This is a genomic window from Ciceribacter ferrooxidans (genome assembly GCF_004137355.1).
GTDB lineage: Bacteria > Pseudomonadota > Alphaproteobacteria > Rhizobiales > Rhizobiaceae > Allorhizobium > Allorhizobium ferrooxidans.
On the sequence record NZ_SDVB01000170.1, the window covers coordinates 82498 to 98243 of the forward strand.

A 15746-nucleotide genomic window follows, 5' to 3' on the forward strand; every position below is an offset into this window, starting at 1 on the left:
CGCCGTCAAATTGCCGGCGTAATATAGTAATTTCGTGATATCTTATCCAGCCGCGCGGCTCGTCCGCCGCCAGCTGTAGCCGCCGGGCGCCGTCGTCGACCGCGCCGCCGGTTGGTAATGATCGATGATCCCCGGCAGCCGTCCTTCGGCAAGCCGTCGCCGCGCGACCTCGTTGGTCACGGCGAAGCTGTCGAAGCCCGACCGGAGCATCAATGGAATCGGATCGATCAGGATGTCCCCGACCGCGCGCATCTCACCGGTGTAACCGAGGCGTCCGCGCAGGATTGCGGCATGGCTGAAGGCGCGGCCGTCGCCGAAGGCGGGAAAGGCGAGCGCCACCAGCGCGATCCGGTCGAGATAGGGAGCAAGCTTCGTGACGTCGTCGGCCGGCGCGATCAGGACGCCGAAACCGCCTTCGTTGCTCTCCTCGACCCTCTCGAGGAAGCTCGCGAGATCGAGGACGGGCATTTCCCCCTCACCGGCCTTCCGCTCATCCGTCTCGATCACCCAGCGGTCGTTGTCGACGAAGCCGGTCTCTTTCCAAATGCTGGTCATCAGTTTTTCCTCACGCGGCTTCCGCCGCTTCCCCGTAAAGGGCATCCTTGAACGGCTGCGGGCCGACCCGGCGATAGGCCGCGAGGAAGGTCTCCTCGCGAGAGAGCCTCAAGCCCAGGTAGGTGTCGACGATGGTTTCCACCGCGTCGGTCACCTTTTCAGGCTCGAAGCCGCGGCCGATAATCTCGCCGATCGAGGCGTTCTCGTCGCCGGAGCCGCCGAGGGTGATCTGGTAGAGTTCGGCGCCCTTCTTCTCGACGCCGAGCAGGCCGATATGGCCGACATGGTGGTGGCCGCAGGCATTGATGCAGCCGGAAATCTTGATCTTCAGCGCACCGATCTCCTCCTGCCGTTCGGCAGAGGCGAAGCGCCTGGAGATTTCCTGGGCGACCGGGATCGAGCGGGCGTTCGCAAGCGCGCAGTAGTCGAGCCCCGGGCAGGCGATGATGTCGGTGATCAGCCCGGCATTGGCGGTCGCAAGGCCGGTCTCCACCAGGGCCGCGTAGACGGCCGGCAGGTCGGCGAGTGCTACATGCGGCAGGACGAGGTTCTGCTCGTGGCTCACCCGGATCTCATCGAAGGCATAGCGTTCGGCGATGTCGGCGACCGCGTCCATCTGCTCGGCGCTCGCATCACCCGGCGTACCGCCGATCGGCTTCAGCGAGATCGTCACCATGCCGTAGTCGGGATGCTTGTGGGGCGCGACATTGCGGGCGACCCAGGCGGCAAAGGCCGGGTCGGCCTTCTTGGCACGGGCGAGATCGGTCCAGCCTTCCGGACGCTCGGCGAGCGCCGGCAATGCGAAATACCGCTCGATCGCGCGGATGTCGGCGTCGGGCAGCTTCAGCTCGCCGTCACGGATCGTGTCGAACTCGGCCTCCACCTGCCGCGTCAGCTCCTCGACACCGGTCTCGTGGACGAGGATCTTGATGCGCGCCTTGTACTTGTTGTCGCGCCGGCCGTGGAGATTGTAGACGCGCACGATCGCCGTCACGTAGGAGAGCATGTCCTCCTCCGGCAAGAAATCGCGGATCTTCTTGGCGAGAAGCGGCGTGCGCCCCTGCCCGCCCCCGACATAGACGGCAAAGCCGAGTGCGCCACTCTCGTCCTTCTTCAGATGCAGGCCGATATCGTGCACCTGGATCGCCGCCCGGTCGCTCGGTGCGCCGGTGACCGCGATCTTGAATTTCCGCGGCAGGAAGGAGAATTCCGGATGAACGGAGGACCACTGGCGGAGGATTTCGGCATAGGGACGCGGATCGGCGACCTCGTCGGCGGCGGCGCCGGCAAAATGGTCGGCCGTCACGTTGCGAATGCAGTTGCCCGACGTCTGGATCGCGTGCATCTCGACGCTTGCGAGTTCGGCCAGAATGTCCGGCGTATCGACGAGGCGCGGCCAGTTGTACTGGATGTTCTGACGGGTGGTGAAATGGCCATAGCCGCGATCATAGCGCCGCGCGATATGTGCGAGCATGCGCATCTGGCGCGAATTCAGCGTGCCGTAGGGAATGGCGACCCGCAGCATGTAGGCATGCAGCTGCAGATACACGCCGTTCATCAGGCGCAGCGGCCGGAAGGCATCCTCGGCGATCTCACCCTTCAGGCGGCGCGCGACCTGGTCGCGGAACTGCTCGACGCGGGCCGAGACGAAGGCGTGATCGAATTCATCGTAGCGGTACATGAGGGTCCTCAGGCGGCAATGAAGTCCGGATCGGCGAAACCGTGGCCGTCCGCATAGGCAATGGTGGGACCGAGCGCACGGATGCGCTCGCGCAGGCGCTTCGGCCGCAGGACGCCGCCCTGCTCCTCGACATCGACGACGTTGACGTCGAGAACGAGGTTGCTTGCGAAGGCACGACGGCCGGCCGCTTCCAGCGCTTCGACGGCTTCGGAATGGCGGGCGACGAACGCTTCCTGCAGGTTCTCGGTCCACTGGCCGTTCGCATCGAGCCAGACGGCGATCCCGTCGCCGAGGCGATTTGCGGTCAGTACTTTCTCTGCCATGTCAGATCCTCACGAGTGTGGCGCTACGGGCAACCTTGCCCCGCAGCGGTTCGGAACGGTCGAAATTCGCGCCGGCGACGGCGTCGCCGATGATGACCATCACCGGCCCTTCGAGCTCGGTGCGCTTCTCCAGGTCCGGAAGTTCCCGGAGCGTCCCGTGCAGCAGGCGGCGCTCGTCGCGACCGGCATTCTCGACGACCGCGACGGTGGTGTCGTCGGCGAGACCGGCCGCCATCAGGCGCGCGGCAACCGATGCGGCCACGGTGCGCCCCATATAAACGGCAACGGTGGCGCCGGAAAGGGCAAGCCGCGCCCAATCGGGCAGCGCCTCACCATTCAGATCGTGTCCCGTCGTGAAGACGAGCGACGAGGCGACGCCGCGCAGCGTCAGAGGCAGCTCGAAATCGGCGGCGGCAGCGAAGGCGGCGGTGATACCCGGCACGACTTCATAGGGGATGCCGGCATCGCGCAGCGCCGCCATTTCTTCTCCGGCGCGACCGAAGACCAGCGGGTCGCCGGACTTCAGCCGCACGACACGCTTGCCGGCGCGCCCGAGAGCAACGAGCAGTTCGTTGATCTCCTCCTGAGACTTCGTATGGCACCCCTTGCGCTTGCCGACGGAAATGCGCTCGGCGTCGCGCCGGCCCATGTCGACCACGGCCTGCGGCACCAGCGCGTCGTAGACGATGGTGTCAGCCTCGATCAGCAGGCGATGGGCGCGCAGCGTGAGCAGGTCTTCGGCCCCGGGACCGGCGCCGACCAGGAAGATCCGGCCCGGCTCCGCGGAGTAACTGCCCTGCATCAGCCGGACGGCGTTGCGACGTGCACCGGCGATATCGCCCTTATCGAGGGCCACCGCGACATCGCCGCGGAAAAACCGGCGCCAGAAGGCCCGGCGGGCGGAACCGCGCGGCACCGTCCGGTCGACGGCGGCGCGGCAATCCTCGGCCAGGCGCGCGAGCCGTCCGAGCGTCTTCGGCAGCCGGCGGTCGATCTCGGCGCGAATCATCTGGGAAAGCACGGGGCCTGCCCCTTCCGTGCCGATCGCGACGGCGATCGGGGCACGGTTGACGAGCGCCGGGGTGAAGAAATCGCAATGCTCGGGCTGGTCGACGGCGTTCGCCGGAATGTTGCGGCTGCGGGCGGCGGCGACGATCGCGCGATCGGCGGCGGCATCGCCCGTTGCGGCAAAGACCAGAACCGCGTCCTCGACCTGGGACGCGGCAAAGGGTTCGCGTCGGACCTCGACGCCCGAGGCGGCGAGAAATTCCGCATAGTCGGCGCGCGGGCGCTCGGCATAGGCAACCACGCGGGCCGAGGTGTTCTTCAGCAGCCTTGCCTTGGCAAACGCCTCCGCCCCGTTGCCGAAGACGGCGACAACGGCACCCGCGACCTTGACGAAGGCGGGAAAGACGGAAAGCTGGTGCTCGTTTGCAGCCATGACTCGACCCTGTTGCAGACTGGCCCAATATCGCCGTTCGCGGCAATGGTTTGAAGAAACAGGAATCCGTCGCCCTCGCGGGGCGCACATTTCTTTGCTAGGCATCCGCGAAATCCGAGCAAATCTCACCGGCCGCCGTCATAGGAACGCTTCAACGATTGTCGTTTTGACTTTTGCCGGCCGCCCGGCCAAGGATAGCCGGACCAGAACAGGAACAACGCCTTGACCACTGCAATGCCCATCCCCGCCGCACGCCTTCTCGACGTCATAGAGCACGACATCCTGCCGCTCACCGCGCGCGGGGTCGCGGCCGGCAACAAGGTATTCGGCGCCGCCGTGCTCCGGAAATCCGATTTCTCGCTCGTGCTCGCCGAGACCAACAACGAGACCGAGAACCCTCTCTGGCACGGCGAGGTCCACACGCTGAAGAGGTTCTATGAGCTCGCCGAACGGCCGGATACGCGCGACCTCGTCTTCCTGTCGACCCACGAACCCTGCACGATGTGCATGTCGGCGATCACCTGGGCCGGTTTCGACAATTTCTACTATTTCTTCAGCCACGAGGACAGCCGCGACGCCTTCGCCATTCCGCACGATCTCAAGATCCTGAAGGAGGTCTTCGGGCTCGAACCCGGCGGCTACCGCAGGGCGAATGCGTTCTGGCACTCGCACTGGATCGCCGAACTGATCGCGATGGCACCGGATGCCGATCGCGCCGCGCTCTTCGAACAGTCTTCCCGCATCAAGGCGGTGTATGCCGGGCTCTCGGAGCGCTACCAGTCCACGAAGGACGAGAATTCCATTCCGCTCAACTGACCGCACGACAGCGCAAGGAGGACCGCCGCCATGGGCATGCTCGACCACATCTCGCTTCCCACGACCGACCTCGCCCGCGCCCGGCGCTTCTACACGGCCGCGTTCGCCCCGCTCGGGGCTGTGGAATGTGCGGTCACGGAGACGTCTGCCGGCTGGGCCGTCGACGGTTCGGACGACTTCTATGTCGGCCTGGTGGATGCCCCCGCACTCGTGAACCATCCGAGGACGCATTATGCGCTTTCCGCGCCGTCGCGCGCCGCCGTCGACGCCTTTCATGCGGCTGCGCTCGCAAACGGCGGAACGGACGACGGTGCGCCGGGCCTCCGCCCGCAATATCATCCCAACTATTACGCGGCCTTCGTCATCGATCCGGACGGACGCCGCATCGAGGCGGTCTGCCACCGCGCGCCGGACTAACCGAAAGAGAAGAGATGCAAGCTTCCAAGGACATCGGCCGACTGATCGAGATCATGGCGGCGCTGCGAAACCCCGAGACCGGCTGCCCCTGGGACATCGTCCAGACGTTCGAGACGATCAAGCCCTACACCATCGAGGAGGCTTACGAGGTCGCCGACGCGATCGAGCGCAACGATCCCGACGACCTCTGCGAGGAGCTCGGCGACCTGTTGCTGCAGGTGGTGTTCCATGCGCGGATCGCGGAAGAGGCTGGCCTCTTTTCCTTCGGCGACGTCGTCGAGGCGATCACCAGAAAGATGATCCGCCGCCATCCGCATGTCTTCGCGGTTTCGGACGCGTCGACACCCGAGGCTGTCAAGGTGCAGTGGGATACGATCAAGGCCGAGGAGAAGGCCGAACGAAGCGAAAAGCGACGCCGCCGCGGCGTCGCCGAGGAGCACCATGACGGGCACCTCGGCACGGTGCAGCGCTCGTTTCCGGCGCTGACCGAGGCGATCAAGCTGCAGGAACGCGCGGCGAAGGTCGGATTCGACTGGTCCGAGGCCGCCCCCATCCTCGACAAGATCGAGGAAGAGGTCGGCGAGCTGCGCGAGGCGCTGGCAGAGGGGCGCCCCGAGAAGATCACCGACGAACTCGGCGACCTGATCTTTGCACTCGTCAATATCGGCCGCCACGTCGGCGCCGATCCGGAGCAGGCGCTGCGCGGAACAAATACGAAATTCAGACGACGTTTCAGATATATAGAAAAGAGTCTTGACGCGTCAGGAGAGACGCTCGAAGACGCCTCGCTGCCGCGGATGGAGGAGCTCTGGCAGGCGGCGAAGGGGGAAGTCTGTTGACCTCGACCACCCACCCGCCAGTCGCATTATATGTTCAGAGAGCCGGTCAGGAAGTGTCTGGGCACGGCTAACCACGCATCATCAAGAGCCTTGAAAGCCACGCCCGCCGTCGGGCGGCGATGTTCTCGAGACTTCGACGACCGTTGACCGCATCAGCAACGCAGCGGGCCGCCCGCAGCATCAGTTCCCCTTGACGTAGCCCTGCGCCTCGACGATGAGACCGTCGCGCACGCGCATGAGATTGACCCCACGGACGGAGTCCGTGACATCCGGGCCCCAGATCAGTCGCCATCTGATCTCGCCCCGGTCACCACGTGCGATTATGCTCTCGGGTTCGAAGTACGCGTCGGGCATGGTGGCGATCTTCGTCCAGAGATCGAGGCAGGCTGCCTTGCCGACATGGCGAGAGCCATCGGGGGCGGGTTGGGTATTCTCAATCACACAGTCATCCGCCACGAGGTCCTGCAAGGGGGCCGGGTCGTGACTGAGAAAGACCTGGTTGAACCGCTGCAGCAGCGCCTCTGTGGCGCGGCTTTCAGGATCGGTGAAACTACCATGCGTCATGTTGATCTCCACATTTTGCATTGGTCAGGCCGCCTTGCGCGGTGCGAAGAACACGCCGTCAGCGCGTGGCGCGAGGCCTTCGGCGTGCAGCGCCTCAAGAACCTTCGGTCGCCGGGAGACGCGTGTCATGAAAGCTTCCAGCCGCGGCCAGCGCGAAAGATCGACGCCGAGCCATTGTGACCAGTTGAGACAGACGAAGAGGTAGGCATCAGCAATGCTGAACCCATCCCCGGTGAGATAGTCACCAGCGAACTGCGTGGTGATCCAGTCGAACCGTGCGGCGACATGCTTGTGCAGCACGTCCTTCACCGGCGAATAAGGCGGGTAGAACATATTCGCCATCGGCTTGTGAATCTCGGTCGAGATGAAATTCAGCAATGACTGGAGGCGACGGCGACTTTTGCCGTCCTGCGGCGCCAACCCGGCTTCCGGTCTCAAGTCTGCGAGATACTGAACGATCGCCGGGCCCTCCATGAGAATTTCTCCGTCATCGAGCACCAGGACCGGCACATAGCCGTTCGGGTTGATCGAAAGGAAATCCAGCCCGTCACTTGTGCGATGCGTACCGCGGTCGACATGCAGGATTTCGAGGTCAAGGCCGAGCTCGCGGCTGACGATATGCGGGGACAGCGAGCAAGCCGCAGGATGAATGTAGAGTTTCATGGTTCCGCTCCTTTCGGATTTTCACGATGGGGTCGCTTGCTTTCTTGATATTTGTATCGGTTCGCATATATATAAAATCAAGTCAACATTTTTATGCGGATCGGTAAATTAATGTCAGAAGCAAGGCGCGGGCGCCCTATCCAGTACGACCCGGAGGTGGCTCTGCAGCGGGCCCGAGATGTGTTCTGGCTGACGGGTTTCGCCGCGAGTTCCCTCGACGCCCTCAGTGCGGCGACCGGCATGAACCGGCCGAGCCTGTTCGGCGCATTTGGCAACAAGGAAGAGCTCTACATCGCCACGCTCGAGCGATATCGGGACGAAAGCGTTGACGCGCTCCGCGATATGCTCAGCGGCGCGCAAAGCCTGCGGGTGGAGCTTGCGGAAGTTTATGAGAAGTCGACCGACTTCTACCTTGCTTCCAACGAAGCCGCACGCGGCTGTCTCCTGATCGGTACCGCCAGTGTGGAAGCGCCCCACCGACCTGCGGTTCAGCGCGTACTCGCTGAAAGCCTCGGTGCGTTCAATGCCGTGATCGAAGCGCGGATGCAGAAGGCCATCAACGATGGCGAGATCAGCAGCAGAACCGACGCAGGTGCTCTTGCTTCGGTGGCCTCGGCCGTCCTGCACTCGCTTGCCGTCCGCGCAAGGGCCGGCGCGACGCGCCACGAGCTCGATCAGTTGAGCAAGACAGCGGTCGAACTTCTCTGTGGGCCCATCGATCCGGGCGAATGACTGCGGTCTTGAAAGCGATGGACCCATGGTCATCGTTGCCGGACACGCTCACCGATACCAATTGCCGATATAGCTACGAAGGCATTCGGCTCCGATGGCTGAGCCGGCGAGGACGTTCGGTAACTGCCTCGACCAGTCGGTCGGCGCCGACCCGGGCGGCTTGGATTGACGACCACCGGGGACTTCGACCGCTACCCGTTATGGCACAGCAGATCGCGGGAACGCCGAGAAATACCGAAAAATGTTCAGATTTGTTCTTCGCAACGCACATATCTTCACAGTTCGTAAACTGCATCCTGTGAAAATTAGCCCCATAGAAATCAGAGGGGCACCGGCGCACCCACTTTCCAAGTCAACCATTGGGGCGCCTCATCGGAGATGCATATGCTGGGTTTTGGTAGTGGATCGGAAGCAAAGGCCGTTCTGGAGGCGATGAGCCGCTCCCAGGCGATCATCGAGTTCAAGCTGGATGGGACCATCATCACGGCCAACGAGAATTTCTGTAAGGCGCTCGGCTATGCGCTTTCCGAGATCGTCGGTCAGCACCACCGGATGTTCGTCGATCCGGCCGAGGTCAACAGCCCCAGCTACCGTGAATTCTGGGCGAAGCTCGCAGCCGGCGAGTTCGACCGGCGTCAGTACAAGCGCATCGGCAAGGGCGGCCGCGAGATCTGGATCGAGGCGTCCTACAATCCGGTATTCCGCAACGGCAAGCCCTACAAGGTCGTGAAGTTTGCGACCGACATCACCGAGCAGAAGCTGAAGGCAGCCGAGGATGCCGGCAAGCTCGACGCGATCTCGCGGGCCCAGGCGGTCATCGAATTCACGCCGAGGGGTGAAATCCTGTCCGCAAATGAAAACTTCCTGCGGACGCTCGGCTATACGATGGACGAAATCCGCGGCAAGCATCACGCGATGTTCTGCGATGGCGCCTATACCGCCAGCGAGGCCTACAGGACCTTCTGGAGCAGGCTCGCCTCCGGCGAGTTCGTCGCCGACGAATTCCTTCGCGTCGGAAAGGGCGGCCGGAAAGTCTACATCCAGGCCTCCTACAATCCGATCTTCGACATGAACGGCAAGGTCTTCAAGGTCGTCAAGTTCGCGACCGACGTCACCCGGCGGGTGGAAAACGTCGACCAGCTCGCACGCGCCCTGAACGCGCTTGCCGAAGGCGACCTCACCCAGTCGATCACCGAGCCTTTCCTTCCGACGCTCGAAAAGTTGCGCGTCGACTTCAACGGCGCCTCGACGAAGCTGCGCAGCAGCATGCACACGATCTCCGAGAATGCAGGGGCGATCGCCGCTGCTTCCCAGCAGATCCAGTCGGCCTCAAACGACCTTTCCAAGAGGACCGAGCAGCAGGCAGCATCGGTCGAAGAGACCGCCGCCGCGCTGGAGCAGATCACCACGACCGTCGCCGACTCGAGCCACAGGGCCCAGGAGGCCGGTGATCTCGTCCGCCGGACCAAGGACAATGCCGAACGCTCGGGCGGCGTCGTCAGCCAGGCCGTCGCGGCCATGGGCAAGATCGAGCAGTCCGCCGGCGAGATTGCGAGCATCATCGGCGTGATCGACGAGATCGCCTTCCAGACCAACCTCCTTGCGCTGAACGCCGGTGTCGAGGCGGCGCGCGCCGGTGATGCGGGCAAGGGCTTTGCCGTCGTCGCCCAGGAGGTCCGCGAACTCGCCCAGCGCTCGGCCAAGGCGGCAAAGGAGATCAAGGACCTGATCAGCGCTTCCAACGAGCACGTGAAGAGCGGTGTCACGCTCGTCGGCGACACCGGCCGCGCGCTGCAGGAGATCGTCGGGCAGGTTCTCAGGGTGGACGACAATGTCGGCGCGATCGTCGAGGCATCCAAGGAGCAGGCGACCGGCCTCAAGGAGATCAACACCGCCGTCAACACAATGGACCAGGGCACACAGCAGAACGCCGCGATGGTGGAAGAGACGACGGCTGCCGCCCACAGCCTCGCCCGCGAGGCGGAGCAGCTCTTCCAGATGCTTTCACAGTTCAACATCGGCGGCTCGGCTGGTGTTCGCCGCGCCGCGCCGGTCTCTGCCGCTACCACGTCGAAGCCTGTCCCCTCGCCGGCACGCCAGATGGCGGCGAAGGTCGCCGGTGCCTTCAACGGCAACGCAGCCCTAAAGGACGACAGCTGGGAGGAATTCTGAGCGGCGCGCCTGCTGCGTGACACGTCGGCCTGCAAGGCTTGACATACAAGACCACCCGCCTGCCGCGGGTGGTCTTTTCACTCGTTCGACACGAGACCCGCAGGCCTTATGTCGATCACCTTTCCTGCAGCCCCTTGCCGGCCAGTATTCTGTCGCGGCTTCTTTCGATCCGTGATCGGCGGGTAGCGGATTGCTTCGGCTGGGCGAAATGCAGCGCATAGCCGCGCCTGCGGCCGGGTGTCAGCGCCTCGAAGGCCTCCTGCAGCTCCGGGTCGTCCTCCAGCGCGGCGAGAAGCTCCTCCGGGTAGACGATGTCGTCCTTCGGCGGGTCGACCTTCGCGCCCGCCTTTTCGAGTTCGATCGCCTCGCGGACATAGTCCCGGATGGTGGTCTCAATCGCCTCGATCTGGTCGAGGCCGGTGAACCTGAACATGCGCACGGCGCGGGAATTGTCGCCGGGTGCGACGAGCAGACCTTCCGGGTCCCTGAGCAGCACGCCCTTGAAGAAGCCGAGTGCGGCATTCTCCTTGAAGCCCCAGATGACGGCGACGTTGCTGCCGTCAAAGGTGTAACAGGGCCCGCGCCACTTGAACTCTTCCGTGAGCCCGCAATCGAGCAGGATTGCCCTCAGCGCCCGCAGTTCCTCCGGCCACACCTTGGCTTCGGAGAAGAAGGCGTTCAGCTTCCGCAATTCGTCGCTCATCACATCCTCCTGGAGACAACTCCGATCCATCAGACGGCTCTACCAACTAGTGTCACCGGTCCACAACGTCGAATCATAATCCGCTGGCTCGGTGGGTACAGGATTCCCGAACGTATGAAAGTGACATCGGAGACTATCACGCAGAGCGAGGGCTTTCCGGTCGTTGAGAAATCCGAGCCTGAGCACGATCGGTGTTGGCGACGCAAGACGTTCTTCTGCTTGATGCGCCAGAGGAACTGCCGAGGCAGCCGGCGCCAGCCGGTCGGCAACCAAACTATAGGTCGGCAGCTTTCCATAGCTCCCGGTTTTGCTGAGGCGAACGGATTGCAGCTCGCGCCAGTTGAACCTCAGATTGACCGGCGTCCCGAGAACCAGCCCTTCGGCGGATACCGAGATAAGCAGAGAGTTTTCGGGTCGGTAGATCGGCAACTGATTGACGACGCGGAGCGCAAGAACAATGCCGCTCACAATAGCCGCTGTCGTCAGCAGGAACTCGATTGCTGGCGCAAGACCAAGAACGGACGACACCCACTGACTGCATGCCAATCCCACGAACGCAAAAAACAACGAAAGCGACAGGTAGGGACGGTCCTCACGCCGCACCTCCACAACCTCGCATGTATTGCCTGCGGGATCTGTATCGCACACTTGCGGGTTTGGAATTCCATTTGTCACGATCGTCCTCGAAAACCCGTCACCTATACGTGCATCAGATCGACCATGACTGCTCGCAGCCCTTGCGTCGCGAGTCGCGGACAAAGAAGCCGCCATGTCGGGCATCCACCACCCAGCGGCTTTACCGTTCCCAGTCTTCCTTGTCACGCTTGCGGTCATTGCCGAGCTTGCGTTCGAGCTCGATCGCCTGGCGCTCGGTCAGCCGCAGGTCGAGGCTGACGGAGCCGTCCTCGCGGTCCTCGCGACCGTCGACCACCGCGTTCTCGTAGGCCCAGGAGATCAGTGCCTGTTTGTCGGACGGGATGATCACCGTCGTCTCCGTGAGCACGCCCGAGAGCCGCTCGGAAATCACCGCCATCAACCGGTCGACACCCTCACCGCTGATCGCTGACACGGGAATGACGTTGGCGCGCGAGGCAGCCTTCTGCAGGATCGCGTCGTGGCTTTCCGGCTCCAGCCGGTCGATCTTGTTCCAGACCTCGATGATGCGCTCGGCCCCTTCCTTCTCGCCGATGCCGAGATCGGAAAGGATGCGCAGCACGTCCGATGCCTGCGCTCCGTTGTCCGGGTCGGACATGTCGCGGACATGGAGAATGAGGTCGGCTTCCAGCACCTCTTCGAGGGTCGCACGGAAGGCGGCGACGAGGTGGGTCGGCAGGTTCGAGATGAAGCCCACCGTGTCGGAAAGGATGACCGTGCGGCCATGCGGCAGCTTCATGCGCCGGAGCGTAGGGTCGAGCGTCGCAAACAGCATGTCCTCGGCAAGCACGCCGGCGCCGGTGATGCGGTTGAACAGCGTCGACTTGCCGGCATTGGTGTAGCCGACGAGGGCGACGATCGGATGCGGCACCTTGCGACGCTTGGCGCGGTGGAGTTGGCGGGTACGGACAACCTGCTCCAGCTCCCGTTCGAGCCTGACGATCCGCTCCTGCAAGAGGCGGCGGTCGGCCTCGATCTGGGTTTCACCGGGACCGCCCATGAAGCCCGCACCACCGCGCTGGCGTTCGAGGTGGGTCCAGCTGCGAACCAATCGGCCCTTCTGGTAGTTGAGATGGGCAAGCTCGACCTGCAGCGAGCCTTCCTTGGTGGAGGCGCGCCGGCCGAAGATTTCCAGGATGAGGCCCGTCCGGTCGATGACCTTGGCGTTCCATTCCTTTTCGAGATTGCGCTGCTGCACCGGGGTCAGCGGATGGTCGACGATGACGAGCCCGGCATTGTGCTCGTCGAGCAGCGCTCCGATTTCGGCGATCTTGCCAGTGCCGAGCAGCGTCGCCGGACGCGGCTGGTTCACCGGAACGAGCAGGCCCTCCGCGATCGTCAGGTCGATGGCGCGGGCAAGACCGATCGCCTCTTCGAGGCGGGCTTCGTTGGAACGGGCCGGAGCGGGCGGCTGCGCGCCCGCACCGTCGGCCTGCCCCGTCGCGGCAGCGCGCGAGGGTTTGACCAGCGGCACGACGACGACAGCGCACATGTCGTCCCGGTGTTTTTCATCCTCCGGGACTATGGAATCGCTCTTGGTATCGCGCGTGTTGATTGCTTTTGATCCTATGAAGCGGCGTTCTCTTCGCTTTCGAACATCTGCATCGGCTGTCCCGGCATGATGGTCGAAATCGCGTGCTTGTAAACGAGCTGCGAATGCCCGTCACGGCGCAGAAGGACGCAGAAATTGTCGAAGGACGTGACGACGCCGGTCAGCTTGACGCCATTGATCAGGAAAATCGTCAACGAAATCTTCTGTTTGCGAACAGTGTTGAGGAAGAGATCCTGCAAATTCTGAGAACGTTCCGCCATGGCGCCGCTTCTTTCTTTTTTGCCGGTGCTTTGACCGGTGAATTATTGTTTGTGCGTATCAGCCGACCAGGAAGCGCCCTTACGACCCCTTCGCGGTGAAGTTGGTATCAAATCGCAGTCTTTTCCGCAATGTCGAAAAAGGCCTGACGAATGCTTCGCGATACTTCGCCGGGATGGCCGTTGGCGACGGTGTGTCCGTCGATCTCGACCACAGGAAAGCAGATGCTGGTCGCTGCCGTCACGAAGACTTCACGCGCCTCCAGCATCTCCTCACGGGAGAACCTGCGTTCGACGATCCGCACCCCGAGCTTGTCGGCGACGTCCATCAGCGTCGTGCGGGTAATGCCCCGCAGGATTCCGGGGTCTGCCGGACGGGTGACGAGCAGGCCCTCCTTGTCGACGATCCACACATTGGTCGCCGCCCCTTCGGTCACCATGCCGTCGCGGTCGATGTAGATCGCCTCCTGTGCACCTGCCTCCTTCGCCTGCTGGCGGGCGAGGACATTCGGCAGAAGCCCGACCGTCTTGACGTCGACGCGCTCCCAGCGGTTGTCGGGAAGCGTGATCGCCTTGATGCCGTTGGCGTTCTTCGCGGCGATGATCTCCGGATTGGTACTCTTGGCCGTCGCCACCAGGGTCGCGGGCGTATCCGCAGCGGGAAAGACGTGGTCGCGCCGCGCGGCACCGCGGGTGACCTGCAGATAGAAGAGGCCGTTGCGCACGCGGTTGCGCCGCAGCACTTCGCGGATGACCTGGACCAGCGCCGCCCGCGCCATCGGCGGCTTGATCCGGATCTCCGACAGCGAGCGGTCGAGACGGTCGAGATGGCGGGTGAGATCCACGATCACGCCGTGACGCACTTCGCAGACCTCGTAGACACCGTCGGCGAACTGGTAGCCGCGGTCCTCGATATGGACGCCCGCCTCGCCGTGGTTGACGTAGCGGCCATTGACATAGGCAATTCTCGGCATGATCGGTGGAACTCCGGGCGATCAGAAATACTGGATGGAAACGCGGAACATCTGCTCGACGTCGCGGATCGCGGCAGCCGTGACGAAGAGCACCACGCGGTCCTTGGTCTTGATCCTCGTGTTGCCGTCCGGCCGCAGGACCGCGCCGTCGCGATAGATCGCGCCGATGCGCATGCCTTCCGGCAGGTCGAGATCGCGGAACGGCCGTCCGACGAGCGGCGAGGTCTCGAGCGCCTCCGCCTCGATCACCTCCGCCGCGCCCTTCTGCACGGCGTAGACCGAGCGGATACGACCCTTGCGGACGTGCTGGAGCACGCGCGAAATGGTGACGGCGCGCGGATTGATATAGGCGTCGATGCCGATCGAGGTCGTCAGGTCCTGATAGGACGGATCGTTGATCAGGATCATCCCCGACTTGCAGCCGAGACGCTTTGCCATCGCGGCGCTCAGCACGTTGGTCTGGTCGCTGTTAGTCAGCGCCACCATGAGGTCGGCATCCTGGATGTTCGCCTGCATGAGGATATTCTGGTCGAGCGCCGAACCGTGCAGCACGATCGCGTGCCGCAGCTGGTCGGACACCGATACAGCTCGCTCGCGGTCGCCTTCGATGATCTTTACTTTTATCTTCGGCTGCATCTCGTCGATGGTCCGCGCAACGTAATAGCCGATGTTGCCGCCGCCGGCGATGACGATGCGGCCGGCCTCCTGCTCCTCGTGTCCGAAGAGGCCGAGGGTGCGGCGGATGTGATCCCGCTGGCAGATGACGTAGGCGAGGTCGCCGACCAGGAGCTGGTCGGTCGAACGGACGACGTGGAGCCTGCCGTTGCGATAGATCGCAGTGACGGTCGCCATCAGGTCGGGGAAGAGCTGGCTCAGCTGGTGCAGCGGCGTGTTGACGACCGGGCAGTCTTCCATGCACTCGATCGCCACCATCGCGATGTGGTCGTCGGCAAAACGCGCGACATCGTTCGCGCCGGGGAACGAGATGCGCCGCAGCACCATCTTGCCCACCTCGATCTCGGGGGAGATCGTGACGTCGATCGGCATGTTGTCGCGGCTGAAGAGGTCTGAATACTCGGGGCGAAGATAGCTCTGCGAGCGGATGCGGGCGATCTTCGTCGGCACGTTGAAGAGGGAATGGGCCACCTGGCAGGCGACCATGTTGATCTCGTCGTAGAGGGTCACGGCAATGATCATGTCGGCCTGGTCGGCACCGGCCTTGGCGAGCACGTCCGGGTGGGCGCCGTGGCCCACATAGCCGCGCACGTCGAGCGCCTCGGTGATGTGACTGATCAGCGACGCCGAGGTATCGATCACGGAGACATCATTGTCTTCCTGGGACAGACGTTCCGCGATCCCGTAGCCCACCTGCCCCGCGCCGCAAATGATGACTTTCATGATGC

General features: G+C 63.6%; 17 protein-coding genes. 5 read left to right on the forward strand and 12 right to left on the reverse strand.

Going from position 1 to position 15746, the window contains the following annotated elements:
* Positions 1-42: 42 nt before the first annotated feature.
* The 4 genes from EUU22_RS04715 to cysG are packed head-to-tail and all read right to left on the reverse strand — an operon-like array spanning position 43 to position 4000.
* Complete coding sequence (locus EUU22_RS04715; RefSeq protein WP_129330912.1) at positions 43-555, reverse strand: DUF934 domain-containing protein; 513 nt, start codon at positions 553-555, stop codon at positions 43-45.
* A 10-nt stretch (positions 556-565) separates the two neighbouring features.
* Complete coding sequence (locus EUU22_RS04720) at positions 566-2236, reverse strand: nitrite/sulfite reductase (protein WP_129330913.1); 1671 nt, start codon at positions 2234-2236, stop codon at positions 566-568.
* Positions 2237-2244: 8 nt separating this feature from the next.
* On the reverse strand, positions 2245-2559 hold the full coding sequence (locus EUU22_RS04725) for a DUF2849 domain-containing protein (protein WP_129330914.1): 315 nt from the start codon (positions 2557-2559) through the stop codon (positions 2245-2247).
* Position 2560: 1 nt separating this feature from the next.
* Positions 2561-4000 carry a siroheme synthase CysG gene (gene cysG, locus EUU22_RS04730; protein WP_129330915.1) on the reverse strand — a complete coding sequence of 480 codons (1440 nt, stop codon included), beginning with the start codon at positions 3998-4000 and terminating at the stop codon, positions 2561-2563.
* A 234-nt stretch (positions 4001-4234) separates the two neighbouring features.
* On the opposite strand from cysG, the gene EUU22_RS04735 reads away from it, so the two are divergent.
* Genes EUU22_RS04735 through mazG form a run of 3 tightly spaced genes read left to right on the forward strand, consistent with a single transcriptional unit; the run spans position 4235 to position 6072 of the window.
* On the forward strand, positions 4235-4816 hold the full coding sequence (locus EUU22_RS04735) for a deaminase (protein WP_129331472.1): 582 nt from the start codon (positions 4235-4237) through the stop codon (positions 4814-4816).
* Between the two features lie 36 nt (positions 4817-4852).
* A complete protein-coding gene (locus tag EUU22_RS04740; protein WP_129331473.1) occupies positions 4853-5233 on the forward strand; it encodes a VOC family protein in 381 nt (126 codons plus the stop codon).
* A gap of 14 nt (positions 5234-5247) precedes the next feature.
* On the forward strand, positions 5248-6072 hold the full coding sequence (mazG, locus tag EUU22_RS04745) for a nucleoside triphosphate pyrophosphohydrolase (RefSeq protein WP_129330916.1): 825 nt from the start codon (positions 5248-5250) through the stop codon (positions 6070-6072).
* Between the two features lie 180 nt (positions 6073-6252).
* On the opposite strand, the gene EUU22_RS04750 is transcribed toward mazG, so the two are convergent.
* Together EUU22_RS04750 and EUU22_RS04755 are read right to left on the reverse strand one after the other, a co-directional pair.
* The gene (locus EUU22_RS04750; RefSeq protein ID WP_129330917.1) at positions 6253-6636 is read right to left on the reverse strand and encodes a nuclear transport factor 2 family protein; all 384 of its coding nucleotides are present in this window, start codon (positions 6634-6636) and stop codon (positions 6253-6255) included.
* A gap of 24 nt (positions 6637-6660) precedes the next feature.
* A complete protein-coding gene (locus EUU22_RS04755) occupies positions 6661-7299 on the reverse strand; it encodes a glutathione S-transferase N-terminal domain-containing protein (RefSeq protein ID WP_129330918.1) in 639 nt (212 codons plus the stop codon).
* A gap of 93 nt (positions 7300-7392) precedes the next feature.
* Here EUU22_RS04755 and EUU22_RS04760 point away from each other — a divergent pair, with 93 nt between their 5' ends.
* On the forward strand, positions 7393-8031 hold the full coding sequence (locus tag EUU22_RS04760; RefSeq protein WP_245484911.1) for a TetR/AcrR family transcriptional regulator: 639 nt from the start codon (positions 7393-7395) through the stop codon (positions 8029-8031).
* 384 nt (positions 8032-8415) lie between these two features.
* Complete coding sequence (locus tag EUU22_RS04765; protein WP_129330919.1) at positions 8416-10203, forward strand: methyl-accepting chemotaxis protein; 1788 nt, start codon at positions 8416-8418, stop codon at positions 10201-10203.
* A gap of 115 nt (positions 10204-10318) precedes the next feature.
* On the opposite strand, the gene EUU22_RS04770 is transcribed toward EUU22_RS04765, so the two are convergent.
* The 6 genes from EUU22_RS04770 to trkA all read right to left on the reverse strand — a co-directional run bounded on the left by EUU22_RS04770 (position 10319) and on the right by trkA (position 15741).
* On the reverse strand, positions 10319-10906 hold the full coding sequence (locus EUU22_RS04770) for a YdeI/OmpD-associated family protein (RefSeq protein WP_129330920.1): 588 nt from the start codon (positions 10904-10906) through the stop codon (positions 10319-10321).
* A 39-nt stretch (positions 10907-10945) separates the two neighbouring features.
* Positions 10946-11581 (reverse strand): hypothetical protein, encoded by a 636-nt coding sequence (locus EUU22_RS04775; protein WP_129330921.1) that lies wholly within the window; start codon positions 11579-11581, stop codon positions 10946-10948.
* A gap of 121 nt (positions 11582-11702) precedes the next feature.
* Complete coding sequence (hflX, locus tag EUU22_RS04780; RefSeq protein WP_129330922.1) at positions 11703-13052, reverse strand: GTPase HflX; 1350 nt, start codon at positions 13050-13052, stop codon at positions 11703-11705.
* Between the two features lie 74 nt (positions 13053-13126).
* A complete protein-coding gene (hfq, locus tag EUU22_RS04785; protein WP_112689690.1) occupies positions 13127-13372 on the reverse strand; it encodes an RNA chaperone Hfq in 246 nt (81 codons plus the stop codon).
* A gap of 107 nt (positions 13373-13479) precedes the next feature.
* Positions 13480-14343 carry a D-amino-acid transaminase gene (locus EUU22_RS04790; RefSeq protein ID WP_129330923.1) on the reverse strand — a complete coding sequence of 288 codons (864 nt, stop codon included), beginning with the start codon at positions 14341-14343 and terminating at the stop codon, positions 13480-13482.
* Between the two features lie 21 nt (positions 14344-14364).
* The gene (gene trkA / locus EUU22_RS04795; protein WP_129330924.1) at positions 14365-15741 is read right to left on the reverse strand and encodes a Trk system potassium transporter TrkA; all 1377 of its coding nucleotides are present in this window, start codon (positions 15739-15741) and stop codon (positions 14365-14367) included.
* Between the last annotated feature and the right edge of the window lie 5 nt (positions 15742-15746).

Excerpts from the sequence above, each read along its gene's own strand:
- EUU22_RS04715 (WP_129330912.1), bottom strand. The coding sequence starts at position 555 with ATGACCAGCATTTGGAAAGAGACCGGCTTCGTCGACAACGACCGCTGG.
- EUU22_RS04720 (WP_129330913.1), bottom strand. The coding sequence starts at position 2,236 with ATGTACCGCTACGATGAATTCGATCACGCCTTCGTCTCGGCCCGCGTC.
- EUU22_RS04725 (WP_129330914.1), bottom strand. The coding sequence starts at position 2,559 with ATGGCAGAGAAAGTACTGACCGCAAATCGCCTCGGCGACGGGATCGCC.
- cysG (WP_129330915.1), bottom strand. The coding sequence starts at position 4,000 with ATGGCTGCAAACGAGCACCAGCTTTCCGTCTTTCCCGCCTTCGTCAAG.
- EUU22_RS04735 (WP_129331472.1), top strand. The coding sequence starts at position 4,235 with ATGCCCATCCCCGCCGCACGCCTTCTCGACGTCATAGAGCACGACATC.
- EUU22_RS04740 (WP_129331473.1), top strand. The coding sequence starts at position 4,853 with ATGCTCGACCACATCTCGCTTCCCACGACCGACCTCGCCCGCGCCCGG.
- mazG (WP_129330916.1), top strand. The coding sequence starts at position 5,248 with ATGCAAGCTTCCAAGGACATCGGCCGACTGATCGAGATCATGGCGGCG.
- EUU22_RS04750 (WP_129330917.1), bottom strand. The coding sequence starts at position 6,636 with ATGACGCATGGTAGTTTCACCGATCCTGAAAGCCGCGCCACAGAGGCG.
- EUU22_RS04755 (WP_129330918.1), bottom strand. The coding sequence starts at position 7,299 with ATGAAACTCTACATTCATCCTGCGGCTTGCTCGCTGTCCCCGCATATC.
- EUU22_RS04760 (WP_245484911.1), top strand. The coding sequence starts at position 7,393 with ATGCGGATCGGTAAATTAATGTCAGAAGCAAGGCGCGGGCGCCCTATC.
- EUU22_RS04765 (WP_129330919.1), top strand. The coding sequence starts at position 8,416 with ATGCTGGGTTTTGGTAGTGGATCGGAAGCAAAGGCCGTTCTGGAGGCG.
- EUU22_RS04770 (WP_129330920.1), bottom strand. The coding sequence starts at position 10,906 with ATGAGCGACGAATTGCGGAAGCTGAACGCCTTCTTCTCCGAAGCCAAG.
- hflX (WP_129330922.1), bottom strand. The coding sequence starts at position 13,052 with ATGTGCGCTGTCGTCGTCGTGCCGCTGGTCAAACCCTCGCGCGCTGCC.
- hfq (WP_112689690.1), bottom strand. The coding sequence starts at position 13,372 with ATGGCGGAACGTTCTCAGAATTTGCAGGATCTCTTCCTCAACACTGTT.
- EUU22_RS04790 (WP_129330923.1), bottom strand. The coding sequence starts at position 14,343 with ATGCCGAGAATTGCCTATGTCAATGGCCGCTACGTCAACCACGGCGAG.
- trkA (WP_129330924.1), bottom strand. The coding sequence starts at position 15,741 with ATGAAAGTCATCATTTGCGGCGCGGGGCAGGTGGGCTACGGGATCGCG.